This is a genomic window from Sphingobacterium sp. LZ11T8, assembly GCF_024261425.1.
Taxonomy (GTDB): Bacteria; Bacteroidota; Bacteroidia; order Sphingobacteriales; family Sphingobacteriaceae; genus Sphingobacterium.
This window is the reverse complement of the sequence record NZ_JANBZY010000003.1, coordinates 497,920-513,847: the sequence shown is the minus strand read 5'-3', so window position 1 is coordinate 513,847 and position 15,928 is coordinate 497,920. Positions and strand designations below refer to the sequence as shown.

The window sequence follows — 15,928 nt, the reverse complement described above, 5'->3', positions numbered from 1 at the left end:
TCTAATCGTTGATCTGAGCTAACAAAATACTCAATACGATTACAATAATAATAAATTTATAATAAATTAAATTTTGTTTGGTTTAAATGAGTTGTATACTCGCGGCTTAACAATTTTAATGCTTTGCTTTGAAAGCGCAATACTGGCATTTAATTCGAAACCTATGATCAAGATCAGGGCGTTGATGTACATCCAGATCATCACGACGATCAATGTTCCGATAGAACCGTATAATTTGTTGTACGCACCGAAGTTATTGATATAGAAGGTAAAAAATGAAAAAGACAACATGGCCAATATCGTAGCCAAGGTTGCACCGGGCGTAAATAGCTTCCATTTTTTTGTCGAACTTGGTCCAAACTTATAAATAAGGCTCACTGTAAAAAAATAGATACCAAATAAAATAATCCATTGAGCAACTTTAATGGCAAATGCCCAAAACCATTTCAGGTCATAATCGATATGGGTTTTCAGGTAATTGATCAAGTAGTTTGAACCGGCATAAAGTGCAATTCCTACGGCAAGGGCCAATACGATGGCAAGGGATAGGGCTAGGGCTACAATTCGTCTTTGAAACCAAGTTCTGGACTCTTTGGATAAGGATGCTTTATTAAAGCTCATCATCAGGGTCGTCATACCATTGGTCGCAAAAAATGTACAGAGTACAAAACCGGCAGATAACAAGCCACTGTTCTGTCTCTTGATGATATCTTCTAAGGTAGTTTCCAGGATTTCGTATGCATTGTTTGGCAGAGCCAACTGGATCAGTTCCATCAATTGTTCCTGAAAATTGTCTACAGGAATGTAAGGGATCAGCGTAAAAAGGAAAATAATTCCAGGAAATACCGCCAACATAAAGTTGTAGGCTAGGGAAGAGGCTTTATTGATGATGGATTCCCGAGCGATCTCCTGAAAGAAAAATACCATGACAGTATAGAGCGGTAATTTTCCAAATCCCGGTAAGGTGGCTGATTTGGTCCACTCGATAAATCTGTCATACGGCTTAACGTACAGAAGATGTTGGTGAATTTTTTTCATTATTCTCCAAAAAATGGAGCCATCTTATCCATGAAAATCTGTGGAGGTTTGCAAGGCCTGTTTCGTTCCATATCAACAAATACCAGTTGGGTAGAACCTGTATTCAACAGCTCTCCAGATTCATTAAACAGCTCATATTCAAATTTAATCCTTATTCCTGGTTTTTCTCTAATATAAATATTTATGGTTACTAAATCATCATATTTCGCTGCTTTGTTGAATTTGCAGCTCAATTCGATCACAGGCAACATCACGCCCATTTCCTCGAGCTGTTTATAGGAAATCCCCGTGCTCCTTAACATTTCGGTACGGGCAACTTCATAATAGGTCGCATAGTTTCCATAATAGACATAACCCATATTGTCTGTCTCTGCGTAACGAACCCTGATCTGATGCTGATAATGAAACATACTATTTCTTGATATTTCTGGCGTCTAAAGCTTTTTGGAATTTACGCGCATTGATCAAATGTTCAGCAACTGTTTCCGCATATAAATGGTATCCTGAAAAATCATCCTTCGCACACATATAGATATAGGGGTGATGGTCATAATTCAATACCGCATCGATAGAGGCGATACTTGGCATCATGATCGGTCCCGGAGGAAGGCCTTTGAAACGATAAGTGTTATATGGATTGTCAATGGTCAGGTGCCTGTTCAATACCCTACGGATAGTAAAGTCATTATTGGCAAAGATCACCGTAGGATCCGCCTGCAATAGCATCCCTTTCTTCAATCTATTGATATAAAGACCTGCAATTTTTGGCATTTCATCCACATGCAGGGCTTCACCTTTTACAATAGAAGCTAAGGTGCTCACCTCTTGTATGGTCATTCCCAAAGAATCTGCCTTTGCTTTCCGCTCTGCATTCCAGAATTTCTCATATTCCTTTGAAAAACGATCGATGATCTCCTCAGGCTTGGTATTCCAATAGATTTCATAGGTATTTGGAATGAACATGCTGAAGAAATTCTCTTTATTGAAACCATATTTCTCTGCTAACTTCTCATCATTCAACAGATTGATGAAAGTCAGGGAATCCGCTTCAAAATCTCTACCCAGCAATCCTGCAAAATCCTGTCTCAATCGTATATTTTGGAACCTGAACTTTACAGCATCCTGATAACCGCCACGCAAGTTCCCGATCAATCGGCGATTGCTCATATCTTTCGATATTTTGTAGCGGCCTGCCTTAATGCCGGTGCTTTCCAGATCCATAGCTTTCGCCGCATACTTGAAATAGGTTGGGTTTTTTACTATACCTTCCGACTCGATCCTGGAGATCACACTCGCATAAGGTTCATCGGTTTTTACGTAGAAGTAATCCTCATCGCTGGCAATACTTGGTGCCATAAACGCCTGATATCCTATCCATCCAGCTACCAACACTATCAATAAGATAATGATAAGTACAATCCCTAATCCTTTTCTTTTATTTCTGTTCTCAGCCATGTTATGGGTTTTGTGGAATAGTAGGTGTTGGAGTTGGTTCTGCCGGTTTACCTAGGGTAACATGGATGGCATTGCCTATGGAAATAATCTTCGCACTCGTATCTGGGTTTTGTTTTACGACCACTGATCCTAAAGTATCATTTGAGTTCCCGTCAAAAGAAACAGAACCCAAGGTCAAGCCTTTTCCTGCCAGTGCAAATTTGGCCTCAGTCAGGTTCAATCCAATCAATACAGGGATTTCAACCTCATCGTCTCCGCGACCATTACCTAAGATCAAGCTGATTTTGGATCCTTTAGGAACCATACGTCCCGGACGGATCGGTTGGCCGGCAAATTTTACATCCAATACCACATCTCTAGCGATGTCATTCCTATAGACGGTATCCGCAATCTTTAAAGAATGGTTCTTTAAGATAGCAGATGCCTCGATAAATGTTTTATCAATAACTTCTGGGAAGGCAATTTCAGGTGCAGACTGGGTAATGATGGTCAAATAAATCGTACGACCACCTTTTACATGCGTCTTAGGGTCAGGATCCTGGTCGATCACCAATCCTGGTTTCGCATCCATTTGGTAGATGGAATCGATTTCCACCTCTAATCCTGCCTTGTCCAATACGTTCAAAGCTTCACTGATGTTCAAGCCTTTCAATAGAGGAACCTCTTGAGAATCACCATGCTTAGTGTAGATCTTTAATCCGAAATAAACTAAAATAAAAAGAATGACAATGAAAATGAGCCCTGCAATTAAGTTTTTCCTGAAAGCACTCGTTCTCAAGTATAAAAAGAACTTCGACATCTATTAATGTGTTTTTTTTGAATATCCTATTAACAATATTAATTCCAATTTTACAAATTCCCGCAAATACTGCTAATATAAAGGCAAAAATATTCGTTTTTCCTCGTATCTCAAATTATATTTGCTTCTCGATTATTACATATGAAAACTAAAGTAGCATTAATTACGGGTGGTTATACTGGAGAGGCTGAAATTTCCTATAAAAGTTCAGCGTTTGTTTATTCCCAAATCGATAAAGAAAAATACGATGTGTATCTTATTGATATTACATTGCATAGCTGGGCCTATACGGATGAGAACGGCCAAAAACACGAAATTGATCGTCAAGATTTCTCTTTGAACATAAATAACGAAAAGCTACGTTTTGACGTGGCCTTTATCATTTTGCACGGTAGCCCGGGCGAGGATGGAAGGTTACAAGGTTATTTAGATATGGTTGGATTGCCTTATACTTCTTGTGGCGCTTTGACCTCATCCTTGACAATGAACAAGGGTTATACCAAGGCTATTATCCAGGACATTGCAGAATTGAACGTCGCAAAATCGGTTCTTTTATTTGATATCGACAGACCAAAGGCATTCGACCTGGTCAAAGAAAAATTAACTCTTCCCTTATTTGTAAAACCAAATGCTGGAGGTAGCAGTATCGGAATGAACAAGGTCAATACCTGGGAGGAACTTCCTAAGGCCTTAGATGAAGCATACGATGCAGAAGGAACCGGTATGCAAGTATTGGTCGAAGAGTTTGTAAAAGGTAGAGAATTCTCCCAAGGGATCTTTAGGGACTCCAAAGGAGAGCTTCAGGTGCTTCCGGCAACAGAGGTGATCACGACCAGGGAATTCTTTGACTTTGAAGCCAAATACACTCCAGGGTTGACCCAAGAGATCACACCTGCCGACCTTAACCAAGAACAAAAGGATAGGGCGGATGCCATTATCCGTGAAGTTTATGTTCGATTGAATTGTAAAGGTATGGTCCGTGTGGATTTCTTTATCCAAAATGACACCGATAAATTCTATTTTATTGAGATCAATACCATTCCTGGTCAAACTGCACAAAGCTTTATTCCGCAACAGGTCCGAGCAGATGGCCGTACAGAAACCGCTTTCTATTCCGAATTGATCGAGGCAGCGAAAAACGATATTTAAAAGATAATTAACATAAGAAAGGCAATGAACTAATATTCTTTGCCTTTCTTTATGGTTTACCACCAATATTATTCCTGGCCTAAAAAATCCCTCCTGCTTACTTCCGTTTCCTCTATTTCTTCTTGTCACTTTCTCTTGGTCTCATTCGGGTCTCATTCGAGAATGATTCGGGAATGATTCGAGTAAATAAGGTATACTGGTTTAGACATTTTGCGAAAATTCCGAATATGTCTCGAATAAGGTCAATTGCAACCCCGCATAAAAAATGGATTTTGAACAGCAGCCTATGTTACTAATAAAAAGAAAAGGCCATATCTGTGGAGATATGACCTTAAAATTTATGTTGATTTAATTTACTGCAGCTGGTTGAACAATAGCTTGAAAGTTCCATGGGTTTGCGCGCGGAAATTAATGTCATTTCCAAAAGATACCAGTTTACCTTTGCCTACTGGCGCTTCAAATGCAATAACTCCATCCTTCAAATATTTCTGTCCCCATGACCACCCACTCTTTAGGACCTTCTCCGAATCAAACCACATCAATGGTTTGATATTGGTATTTTTGATCTTATACAAGTTGTCGTTGCTGTAATATATATCTATTTCATCATTATAGCCCCAAGTGCTGGCAGATCCTTTTGCAACTTTTGCTGTCAAAACAGATCCAGGGGTATAAAACTCAGTTCTCTTTAAAGCCTTGTGTTGGGCATCTACCAAATGGTTTTCTACACCTAATTCCAGATGTTCGGCCAAATCAGAACTGCTTCCGATCGTTACGATTTTACCTCCGTTTTCCAAGAATGATTTCAATACAGGTATTGATTTCTGTTCGGTCAAGCGACCCCATCTTTCTTTAAATGGAGAAGGGATATTTTCTGGAGCCTCTGCTGGCATACGTCCATAGTAGGAAGATGCATTTGGATTGCTATTGAACCTAGGAATAGAATTTCCAGGGAAGATAATGACATCATATTTTGCATTCAGGTTACCCTTGTCGATATCTGGTGCATAGATGACCTCAAAATTATAGTGATATTTTTCCATCAGGAACCTCAACCATCCGGAAGGCATGCTCCCGCCATAAGTATCCCATAGCGCTATTCGTAGAAGTTTGATCTTCTTGTTTTGTTTTGGTAAGCTATTGCTGGCCTCCGCAGGGAAGATCAATTTCACGTTCGCATTGTTTTCAACATAGATATCCCCATTTGATTCATCTCGCCAAACATTCTTTCCTTGTTTAAGCAAGTCATTGCTTACGCGGAAGGATTCGTTGATTGTTGCGGGAAGTCTTAGGTATTTACCTTTAGGTTTAGCAAGTTCTGCCAATTGGATGACCTTTCCATTCGTCAAATTTTGGAATGGACCATTGAAGTCCTCCAGGATACGGTCGAATTTTACATCCATCAGGTAAGCCAATGTCCAGCCTGCAGCATCATAAGGCGGAATTGGAGGGCCTCCTGGATATTGAAAGTCATCAGGGTGATCTTGCGGCTCGAACATATCTAAGATATGTGGACGGAAAGCTTGGTCAGTCTTGATGATATAGGAATCCTTCGCATATTTCTTGCCGTTTACCGTGAAGTCCGCTGTTGCCTGTTGGATATCGATACCATTTTGGATCAATGCATTCACGAAATCAGTAGCTTTTACAAAATCAGCCTGATCCGCAGGGATAATAAATCCGCGAGGGTCACGAAGGGATTTGTTCTCGAAGAGGCTGCCCAATAATTTTCTTTCTGCTTCGCGGTTGTTCTCGATTTTAGGGTCCTTTCTCTTGGCTTGTTGAAAGGCTGTATCGATTACAGCTACCTTGCTAGGTGAAAGTGGCCAGAAGTCTTTAGAACCTCGCTCTATGGAGTTCTTGCCCATCCTGAACATGTTGTACAGGACTTCATCCTTATAGCGGCTGGCATAGTTCAAGACTGCGTAGTTCAAGGATACGGAATAATCAATTGATTGTTGGAAATGCCATACCTGCGGAATCACTGGGTTTTGGGTGTCATTATTCGGAATCAAGCGGTTTGGAACAAGTGGGATCTCGAATGGAGTTGGGTTGCCGATCATTTCGGTCAACAGTCCCATCATGTTGTGGAAATAGGTGGTCGTTCTCAGGCCACCATTATACCAGGTCGAGAATACCGAACCGTCTTTTGCCGTATATCCGGGTTTGCCTTCGGCATTCAACCTAGAAGACATTGCGGCTCCCAAGGCATCGATTCCAGACATTAAGATTGGGTCAAATACATAATTGAACGGATCTCTATAGGGTGCGCCTGCTACCACGGCACCTGCTGGTGCAGTTTGGTGGTGGTTGTACATAATCTGAGGGATCCATTCAACAAACAGCTGTCTAGCCATGTTTTGGGATTCCTTGAGGTTCAGCATAAAAAAGTCGCGGTTATTATCATGTCCTGCATATTTCTGGTAAAGGACAGGGACATAGTTGCCCGATCTTTTTTCAGGAGTTTTTTCACGCATGTACCAGTTAGAGATCAACTCTTGCCCATCTGGATTGGCATGCACCATGAGGACAATGCTGTTCTCCAGGATGTTCTTCGTTTCAAGGTCGTTGGATGAAGCCAGCAGGTAGGCAGTTTGGATAAGCTGGTGCGTTCCTACCACTTCATTGGAGTGAAGGCCACCATCGATCCAAACGATGCTCTTGCCTTTTTGGGCCAGTGCACGAGCTTCCTCTTCAGACAGTTCAGCATGGGCAAGTTTTGTCGAGATGTTCTTGAATTCTTCCAGATTTTTTAAGTTTTCCGGAGAACTAATGATCAGCATACATTGGTCACGGCCTTCTTCGGTCTTGCCGATGACCGTGTATAACAATCGATCAGATTGTTGGTCCAATTTTTTGAAATACTGTTCAGTTTCAGTAAATGTTGCCAATTGGTAGTCATCACCAATCTGGAATCCAAAGTGCTCTTTCGGACTGGTTATTTGTTGGGCAAATACCATCTGAATAAAAGCAAAGGAAAACATCAGTAACCGGATGAGGTTCATTGAGTTCTTCATAATTTTATTAGGTAATAATTTATAGGTTAAAGATAAGAATCGCTTGCAGATTCATTGGAGAAAGATCGATCTAATGCAGGACCTTCACAATAATATTACAGTCTAGAGCTTTTGCAATCTTATCCGGTTGGTCCTGTCAAAGGGGTGTATTTTAATGTCGAATACTCGTTTTTGTTTAAATCGAGAAAACGATTTTTATTCTCTTGGAATTTGTATATTTGAGATGATGACATTTAGTAGCATATGATTTTAGTTGCAGATAGCGGATCCTCACGATCAGATTGGATGCTCCATCTTCCAGATAGCAAACCATTACGTTTCAGTACCAAAGGTTTAAATCCTTTCTTCGTAAGCGAGAAGGAGATTGCGGCAATTTTGACTGAGGTTCCCGAAATTATCCCATATATAAAAGAAGTTCATGAGGTCTATTTTTTCGGAGCAGGTTGTTCTACTCCTGACCGCCGTGAATTAGTATCCAATGCCCTGACCCAAATTTTTCCATCCTCCTTTATTTCTGTTGAAAGCGACCTGTTAGGGTCTGCCTATGCAACCTTTGGAGCTGGAAAAGGATTGATTTCCAATCTGGGAACTGGTTCTGATATCAGTTTCTATGATGGGGAGAAACTGTCGGCAAGTTTGCATGGTAATGGCTATGTGCTTGGGGATGAGGGTTCTGGTGCCTGGTTTGGAAAACAGTTGATTACTGCCTATCTCTATGAGACCATGCCAAGGGATTTGGCAAGGATCTTTAAGGAGACGCATCACATCACAAAAGATATCATCATCAAGAATGTGTATCAAAGGGATAGACCCAATGCCTATTTGGCATCTTTTGCCGAATTTATGGGACAGAATAGACAACATCCCTATATCGATAATCTCCTGAGAAATGGTTTTGACGAATTTGTAAGGACCAATATCATGACATACCCGAACTTTTGGGAATTTGAATGTCATTTTGTTGGGAGAATTGCCTATTATTTTGATATTCACTTAAGAGAGGTATGTTCTTTGCATGGTGTTCGTGTGGGCAAGATATTGAGTAGCCCAATTGAAGAGCTGTTCCATTATGTAGTGGACAGAGAGCTGAATGTTCAACTTTAAAAATATATAGATTATGATCATGGCCATGATAATGTTTTATACTATGCTGTTCCAACAGCCTACCGTATATGACTTTTCTTTCACATCCATTGATGGAAAGAAAGTAGATCTCGCTGATTTCAAAGGAAAACAACTTTTGATAGTCAACACCGCTTCTAAATGTGGTTTCACCAAGCAGTATAAAGAGCTTCAGGAGCTACATGAACAATATGGAGATAAACTGGTGGTTATCGGGTTCCCTTCTGATAATTTTGGAAACCAGGAATACGGAGACAATAAAAAGATCGCTGAGTTCTGTGAAAAGAATTTTGGGGTGAACTTCATCCTTTCTGAAAAGGTAGATGTAAAAGGTGATAAGCAAACTGCCTTGTTCAAATACCTAACAGAAACCGAAAATCCAGACTTCAAAGGTGATATCAATTGGAACTTCGAGAAATTTCTGATCGGAAAAGATGGTAAACTAGCACACCGATACCGCTCGAAAGTTACACCACTTGATAAGGTGATAACATCACAAATCTTATAAAAACAAAAAGACGCTCCAAGGCGTCTTTTTTGTTTTTATAAGATTTAGACACAAGACATTAGACATCAGACAAAAGAACTTTCTGACGGGTTATCTTGGCTCAACCTATGGCAGAGATGGAGAATATTTGATGAAAATGAGAAAAGTATAAAAACGGTCAACCCTATTTAGGGATGGACAATTGTCTTATGTCTTATGTCTATTGTCTTATGTCTAATTCCTATCTAATCCAAAATAGCAAGACCTACATCTAGGTTCATAGCTTTCTTTTTCACCGAGAAGGACACGGGATTCATTTTGTTGGAGACGGTAGGAATAGTTAGCCGGAGCGCCGCATTTAACACAGACAGCATGGACTTTGGTTACATCTTCGGCAATGGCCATCAGGCTAGGGATGGGTCCGAAGGGTTTTCCTAGATAATCCATATCCAGCCCTGCCACGATCACTCGGATACCACGGTTTGCTAATTCTACACAGACGTTAGGGAGTTCCTCATCAAAGAATTGGGCTTCATCGATTCCTACTACCTTGGTATCGGCACTTAAGAGCAGGATGGCTGAAGAATGCGATACTGGCGTGGATGGAATGGAGTTGCTATCATGGGAAACGACTTCATTTATGCCATAACGCACATCGATTTCAGGTTTGAAAATTTCTACTGGAAGTTTAGCAAATTGAGCCCTTTTCATCCGACGGATCAGTTCCTCCGTTTTGCCAGAAAACATAGACCCACAGATCACTTCGATACTACCAATGGGACCTCTTCTGTTGGGGAAATTATGTTCAGAAAACAACATCATTTTGATAAAACTTTATACTAAAAACCTGATTTCAGAAGTTTCATATAATATGAAATTCTTAGCTAATATAGCTTACGAATATCGAAATTTAATCTTATTTTTGGTTTAAGGAGATAGGATAAAAGCGTAAACGAGGTGTCAATCAGTTTGTTTATTTTTTTATATCACATTTAATAATAGAATTAATTTCAATCTATACACATAAAACATGGCTTATTCAGATCAGGATATTTTAGGGAAAATTGGGGATCTTTTGGTAGAAATCAATGAGCATTATGCAGGGCTAGACAAGAAGAATCTAGCAAGCAAAAAAGCAGATATATTGTTGTTGGCTGCTCAGGCGAAATACTTGGCAGCACATATCGAAGCCTTAGCATCGCTACAGACTCAACCGACTCATTTATTGGCTTCTGCGAGTGCAGGGGTAGTGCAGGAAGAGGAAAAAACCTTTACGCCAGCGATCGAACACGATGAGCATGAGGCTGATGAGCAACCGGTGGAAGAAGAGATCCAAGAAGTTGAAGCCGTAGAACCTGAAACTGAAAGGAAACCTTTTGTCGAGGAATATGATGAAGAGGAACCTGAATCGACCACTTATGCAGAGAAATCGAACGAGGAAAACCGGGAAATAATAGAAGATGAGAAAGAGGAATTGGTAGAAGATCCAAAAGAGGCTGAGGCTAGGGAAGAAGAGAAGGAAGAAGCTGAACCCGTTGAAGAAGTATCTGATTTCAAAAATTTCAATATATCATCCAATCCTGTCCATACCGCCTCTTCAGGTTATACTTCAGTAGCATCTGCAGATGAAGCTGAAGAAGATAAAAAGAATGTCGAGGAGCAAAACAGGGAGGAAGTGAAAGCTGATGCTGAACCTACCGTTAACGAGGTCGTAATTGAAGAGAAGGAAATCGAGATTGAGGAAGATAAACCGGAAGAGGTCGTTTCCTTGAATGATTTGGCAAAACAGGCGGAAGTTAAACCTAGCCGTCCATTGACATTGAACGAATTGATCCAGCAACAAAAAAAGGCTGGATTGACCAATGCAAATCAGTTCAATACTTCCCAAGATAAAAGTAGTGACCGCATTGCAGACCTTAAGGTTGCAGTGAGCCTAAATGATAAACTCCTGTTTATTAAAGACCTGTTCAATGGCTATAGCTTAGCTTATTCTGAAGCGATTGAACTCCTGAACAGATTTGATAATTTTGCAGAAGCAGATGCCTTTTTGCAGTCTAACTATTCGCTGAAGAATAACTGGGCTTCAAAACCACAGACTGTGGATAAGCTATATGCTATCTTAAGAAAGAAATATATATAATTTCAGTTCGAATAAAAAAAGGTCGCTTCTAATTCAAGAAGCGACCTTTTTTATGGAGTTTCAGGATTAAAGATCAAATTTGATCCAATGGTTTCCTTCATGTCCATATACAAAATATTTTGATTGGATAATTTCAGCGAAAATTTCTGTATCCAATAAAAAGTCTCCTTTGCGTTTTCCAAAATCAGGCTTTTGAATAATAAAGACATTGTTGTTTTTAACGGCTTTATAGTCGCTGTATTGCTCGTTCAATAAATCTGGCAGTGTTCCTAGGAAAGCAGGATTGTCGTTGATAAAGATCAGGATTTCGGTGTTTTCAGGCTCTTTTACCAAGGGGTTGTTCTGAGCTCCAGCGATTTCGCTCAGTTCTTCGATATAAGTTGGGTCTGTGGTAGGTTTTGAAAGGTCCACAATTTCGACCATCGGTCGGTTTTCAATATGGATGAACTTTAATTTATGGATAATGATATTGATTTCTTCCTCAAGTTGCTCGAATTTTTCGGGCTCAGACTCTTGTAATTCGTTTGCTATTGCGGTATAGTGTTTTAGTTGAATCATTATGATAGACAATTATCCTACAAAGGTAAACAAGCTGCTCAAAAGAGCCAAGCAATTGTCGAGATTCATAAATAATTTGTAATTTGGGGTTTAAAATTTAAGGAGTATTTATGTTTGATAAGTTATTTGAAGCACAGCAAAAGGCACAGGAGATCAAGGCAAGATTGGATCATATTTCCGTATCGGGAGAAGCAGAGGGCGGCAAGGTCCGTGTAATATCCACGGCCAATAAGGAGATCAAAGAAATTCAGATCGACCCTGAATTCTTTAAGGATGCAGATAAAGAGGAAATTGAAGAGCTATTGGTTGTTGCCTTGAATAAGGCTTTGGTTCAGGCTGAAAGTATCAGTCAAACTGAAATGCAAGCAGCCTCACAGGACCTATTAGGTGGATTAGGAGGTTTAGGCAACTTATTTGGTAAATAATAAAAGAGAAATGAAAGCAACATATTACGGACAGTCATGTGTGGAGTTTGATTTTGATGGGACCAAGGTTTTGATGGATCCATTCATCAGTTATAATCCTTTGGCGAAGGCTGTGGATATCAGTAAGATCAATCCTGATTACATTTTCCTGAGCCATGGCCATCAAGACCATGTGGCCGACATGTTCAGTATCCAACAACAAAGTGGGGCCACTGTTGCAACCATTGTAGAAACAGCTGCATGGGTGAGAAAACAAGGTGTACCCGATGATAAAGTAATCGAATATAATCTGGGTGGAACCTTGAACCTTCCTTTTGGGAAGGTGAAGATGGTTTATGCCGCACATAGCAATAGCACTCCAGATGGTGCTTATGCAGGTTTTCCGGTAGGTTATGTGTTCTTTTTGAAAGACAAAACCATTTATTTTGCTGGAGATACCGCATTGACCATGGAAATGAAGTTATTGGAACGCCATAAGATTGATTGGGCCTTGTTGCCTATTGGTGGCCATTATACCATGGATGTGGATGATGCCGTGATTGCAGCTGAATTTGTGAACTGCAATAATGTGATCGGAATGCATTATGATTCTTTTCCTCCAATTACGATTAATCATGAGGAAGCAAAGAAGAAGTTTAACGAGTCAGAGGTGTACTTGGCCTTGCCAAAGATCGGTGAGTCGGTAGAGCTCTAAAAGAGATATATCAAAAGAAAAGCCCAATTGCTAGCAATTGGGCTTTTTTATGTTCAGGCTGCTATAGGTTAAGCAACGCTTTTTGATCTGTTGATGTGGAACTGTACCAAATCGTCAATAGGAGAACGCAAGATTTTTCCAACTTTCATTCCATATTGAGTAGCTTTTTCTTCCAGTACGTTTCTGAAGTTGTAACCTACAGAACCGATACAGTTGAAAGTGTAAGATTGGTAATCAGGGTATTTGCTCACAAGGTTATTGAAGAAAGCTTCGAATGCATCGTCAACGATTTTGCGAGTGTATTCGATATTTACGTTATTGTCGTATACAAATTTACTGAAGCTAGCGCAGAAACGGTTAGCTAAAGGTTTTGTGTATACGTTGTCCATGATTTCATCAGGAGTAAGTTTGTAAGCATTAAAGAATGCCTCAGCAACATCCTTAGGCATTAGACCTCTGATAAAATCTACCAAAAGCTTCTTACCGATGAAACTACCAGAACCTTCGTCACCTAGGATGTAGGCAGCTGAATCAATATTGTGAGTTATGTCTTTTCCGTCGTATATACAAGTGTTAGTACCCGTTCCAAGGATTGCAGCAAAACCAGGGTTAGTACCTAATAAAGCGCGTGCAGCAGCTAATAGGTCGTGACCAACTTCAACTTTAGAATTTGGGAACACTGCCTGGATCGCATCTTCGACAATTTTTGCCTTCTCTTCATTGTGTACACCAGCACCATAATAATTTACCTCGCTGATTTTTTCAAATGGAATATCTTGAGGTAGTCCTTTTTTAAGGGATGCAATAATGTATTCGCTATCTACAAAATATGGGTTATAACCCTCGGTGTTGAAGTAAATCTTCTTGTTGTTATCATCTAGCAAACACCAGTTTGTTTTTGTAGACCCTCCATCTGCAATTATTATCATTATTTATAAATTTAGTTTTAAAGTAACTTGTTTTTTCGTTTTACAATGGTATTGTTCTAAGTTTAAATCCCAAAATACGGTATTTATTAATAAAAATAAGAATTTTTATTTGATATATTGAAATAATTTAGGAAGGTTAGGGCCTTGATTAAAAATAAAAACCTTATAACTCATTGGTTATAAGGTTTTTAAAATTATTTTAACGCGAAAAATACTTAGTGTATTTTTTACAATTAGTTTAGCATTAGTGAGCTCCTTCGGCTTCAATTTCGTCAATTGCAATTCCTTGTTTAGACAAGAATTTGCGAACCAGTACCGCAAAGACGATGATGTAGATAAAACCAACCGCTGGAACAATGTAAGAGTTGTGAATACCAATGATATCCGAAAGCTTTCCTTGGATAGGAGGGATGATACCACCACCTAAAATCATCATCACCAAGAATGCCGAACCTTGTTCGGTGTATTTTCCTAATCCTACGATCGAAAGACTAAAGATGGAACCCCACATGATAGAACAAGCTAAACCTCCAGCTAGGAAGGAGTAGATTGCTACCGTGCCTGATGTCATCAAACCAACGATCATGGCCAATAGCCCGAAAGTTCCGAAAATGATCAAGGTACGGACAGGTTTTTCTTTACTCAAGAAGAATGCAGCGATCTGTAATGCCACACAGATAATGAAATAGTATAGAACGGACATGTCGAATCCAGCAAGTGAATTCACCCCGATAATAATGGTGAAAGCTATGACAGGAACGATGATAGTCAGTAATTTTTTCTTAGATTTTGTCAAGTTGAACGCTGTAATCGCGCCTGCCCATCGACCGATCATCATACCGCCCCAGTACATGGAAACGTATGGAGTAATCTGCGAAGATTGCAGGTTGCCGAATTCTTCCAAAGTCAAAAGTTCACCTAGGTTACTACCGATAGCAACTTCAATCCCTACATAGATAAATAAGGCCAACATACCCAAAACCAATTGTGGATATTTCATGGCTCCCCAACCTTCAGGATTTTTCTTGGCACTATTATAAGAGAACAAAAGACCGAAAACAATTACGGCCAAAGCACCCAGTAACCATAGCATACGTTTGATTTCCAAACCATGTGAAAGGTCTTTAATCTGTGCTAAAAGCTCTTGGTTATTGTTGTTAGCCGCTTGTTCCTTTAGGTCTAGGATATGAAGGGCAGTGTCAGATTTGTAACTGGTAAATACAGGGATAAAAGCACATAGCAACAAAATGGTCATAATGATCAATGTTGTCCTCGCCTTGTTAGCGGGTTCCATCTGTTCCAGGTTGAAACCTGCCGGAACTTTCTTAGAGAAATGGAATAAACCAGCTGCCAATACGAAAAGAAGACCCACACCTATATAAAGGTATACGACTTTGTTTAGGGGAAGGTTAGCGATTTCAGCATCGGAAATGGTTTCGAAGGTACCAAATAGTGCAAATCCAACGATCAATGGTCCGATAGTGGTACCGAAAGAGTTGATACCGCCCCCCAGGTTCACCCGAGATGCCCCAGTTTTAGGGTCGCCCAATAGCACTGCAAATGGGTTTGCTGCGGTTTGCTGCAAGGAGAAACCTAATGCAACAATAAATAGACCTATTAACATTCCCGTGTACACATTGACTTCTACAGCGACGATCATTGCTGCGGCACCTAATGCCGAGAACAAAAGGCCATAGACTATACTTCGCTTGTAGCCCCATTTTCCTACGAGGTCTTTTCCAGAAATGGTTCCGAAAATAAAGAGAAGAAGAGCGCCAATGTAGTAGGCCGAGTAAAAAGCAAAATCAATAAGTTGAGATTGAAATTGATCTAAGTGAAAGTAATTTTTACAGAACGGAATAAATACACTGTTTCCAGCTGCGATAAATCCCCAGAAAAAAAACACCACGATTAAGGTGTAAAGAGCTGGGTAATTGGTGTTTGTTTGTTGGTTATTCATAAAAAAAATGTCTAACTTTATGATTTAATCGTACAAATAAAGAACTTTTTTTTGATTTCTAAAGTTTTTCGGCAGTTGCTAAAACATTTTACTGCTACTTAACGTTATATAATAAACTATAAATAAAAAAAAGTGCTGATTTTCTTTTGAAATTA

At 39.7% G+C, this 15,928-nt stretch carries 15 protein-coding genes; 6 read left to right on the top strand and 9 right to left on the bottom strand.

Annotation, left to right across the window (positions count from 1 at the left end; all coding sequences use genetic code 11):
- Positions 1-66: 66 nt before the first annotated feature.
- From NLF99_RS10400 to NLF99_RS10385, 4 genes are read right to left on the bottom strand one after another with little or no spacing between them, the layout of a single operon-like run.
- Complete coding sequence (locus NLF99_RS10400; protein ID WP_185214132.1) at positions 67-1,038, bottom strand: YihY/virulence factor BrkB family protein; 972 nt, start codon at positions 1,036-1,038, stop codon at positions 67-69.
- The gene (locus NLF99_RS10395; RefSeq protein ID WP_185214131.1) at positions 1,038-1,448 is read right to left on the bottom strand and encodes a thioesterase family protein; all 411 of its coding nucleotides are present in this window, start codon (positions 1,446-1,448) and stop codon (positions 1,038-1,040) included. The genes NLF99_RS10400 and NLF99_RS10395 overlap by 1 nt, the downstream gene beginning before the upstream one ends.
- 1 nt (position 1,449) lies before the next feature.
- On the bottom strand, positions 1,450-2,493 hold the full coding sequence (gene mltG / locus NLF99_RS10390) for an endolytic transglycosylase MltG (RefSeq protein ID WP_254528126.1): 1,044 nt from the start codon (positions 2,491-2,493) through the stop codon (positions 1,450-1,452).
- A gap of 1 nt (position 2,494) precedes the next feature.
- Positions 2,495-3,292 (bottom strand): PASTA domain-containing protein, encoded by a 798-nt coding sequence (locus NLF99_RS10385; RefSeq protein WP_185214129.1) that lies wholly within the window; start codon positions 3,290-3,292, stop codon positions 2,495-2,497.
- Between the two features lie 141 nt (positions 3,293-3,433).
- Here NLF99_RS10385 and NLF99_RS10380 point away from each other — a divergent pair, with 141 nt between their 5' ends.
- The gene (locus NLF99_RS10380) at positions 3,434-4,441 is read left to right on the top strand and encodes a D-alanine--D-alanine ligase (protein ID WP_254528124.1); all 1,008 of its coding nucleotides are present in this window, start codon (positions 3,434-3,436) and stop codon (positions 4,439-4,441) included.
- 353 nt (positions 4,442-4,794) lie between these two features.
- Here NLF99_RS10380 and NLF99_RS10375 read toward each other — a convergent pair whose 3' ends face one another.
- Positions 4,795-7,458, bottom strand: a complete 2,664-nt coding sequence (locus NLF99_RS10375) for a M14 metallopeptidase family protein (protein WP_254528122.1) — start codon at positions 7,456-7,458, stop codon at positions 4,795-4,797.
- Positions 7,459-7,701: 243 nt separating this feature from the next.
- On the opposite strand from NLF99_RS10375, the gene NLF99_RS10370 reads away from it, so the two are divergent.
- Positions 7,702-8,562 carry an N-acetylglucosamine kinase gene (locus NLF99_RS10370; RefSeq protein ID WP_185214126.1) on the top strand — a complete coding sequence of 287 codons (861 nt, stop codon included), beginning with the start codon at positions 7,702-7,704 and terminating at the stop codon, positions 8,560-8,562.
- A gap of 19 nt (positions 8,563-8,581) precedes the next feature.
- Positions 8,582-9,088 (top strand): glutathione peroxidase, encoded by a 507-nt coding sequence (locus NLF99_RS10365; protein ID WP_237219516.1) that lies wholly within the window; start codon positions 8,582-8,584, stop codon positions 9,086-9,088.
- A 213-nt stretch (positions 9,089-9,301) separates the two neighbouring features.
- On the opposite strand, the gene NLF99_RS10360 is transcribed toward NLF99_RS10365, so the two are convergent.
- Positions 9,302-9,886, bottom strand: coding sequence for a thymidine kinase (locus tag NLF99_RS10360; protein WP_185214148.1), 585 nt, complete (start codon positions 9,884-9,886; stop codon positions 9,302-9,304).
- A gap of 211 nt (positions 9,887-10,097) precedes the next feature.
- Between NLF99_RS10360 and NLF99_RS10355 the strand changes: the two genes are divergently transcribed.
- Entirely contained in the window at positions 10,098-11,207 is a 1,110-nt protein-coding gene (locus NLF99_RS10355) for a hypothetical protein (protein ID WP_254528120.1), read from the top strand.
- Between the two features lie 66 nt (positions 11,208-11,273).
- Here NLF99_RS10355 and NLF99_RS10350 read toward each other — a convergent pair whose 3' ends face one another.
- Positions 11,274-11,765, bottom strand: coding sequence for a hypothetical protein (locus tag NLF99_RS10350; RefSeq protein WP_185214124.1), 492 nt, complete (start codon positions 11,763-11,765; stop codon positions 11,274-11,276).
- A gap of 110 nt (positions 11,766-11,875) precedes the next feature.
- Here NLF99_RS10350 and NLF99_RS10345 point away from each other — a divergent pair, with 110 nt between their 5' ends.
- Positions 11,876-12,190: a YbaB/EbfC family nucleoid-associated protein gene (locus tag NLF99_RS10345; protein WP_185214123.1), complete on the top strand. Its 315-nt coding sequence runs from the start codon at positions 11,876-11,878 to the stop codon at positions 12,188-12,190.
- Between the two features lie 10 nt (positions 12,191-12,200).
- The gene (locus tag NLF99_RS10340; protein ID WP_254528118.1) at positions 12,201-12,884 is read left to right on the top strand and encodes a metal-dependent hydrolase; all 684 of its coding nucleotides are present in this window, start codon (positions 12,201-12,203) and stop codon (positions 12,882-12,884) included.
- A 68-nt stretch (positions 12,885-12,952) separates the two neighbouring features.
- Here NLF99_RS10340 and NLF99_RS10335 read toward each other — a convergent pair whose 3' ends face one another.
- Positions 12,953-13,813 carry an N-acetylglucosamine kinase gene (locus NLF99_RS10335; RefSeq protein ID WP_185214121.1) on the bottom strand — a complete coding sequence of 287 codons (861 nt, stop codon included), beginning with the start codon at positions 13,811-13,813 and terminating at the stop codon, positions 12,953-12,955.
- A gap of 244 nt (positions 13,814-14,057) precedes the next feature.
- Positions 14,058-15,773 carry an MFS transporter gene (locus NLF99_RS10330; protein ID WP_185214120.1) on the bottom strand — a complete coding sequence of 572 codons (1,716 nt, stop codon included), beginning with the start codon at positions 15,771-15,773 and terminating at the stop codon, positions 14,058-14,060.
- Positions 15,774-15,928: the final 155 nt, after the last annotated feature.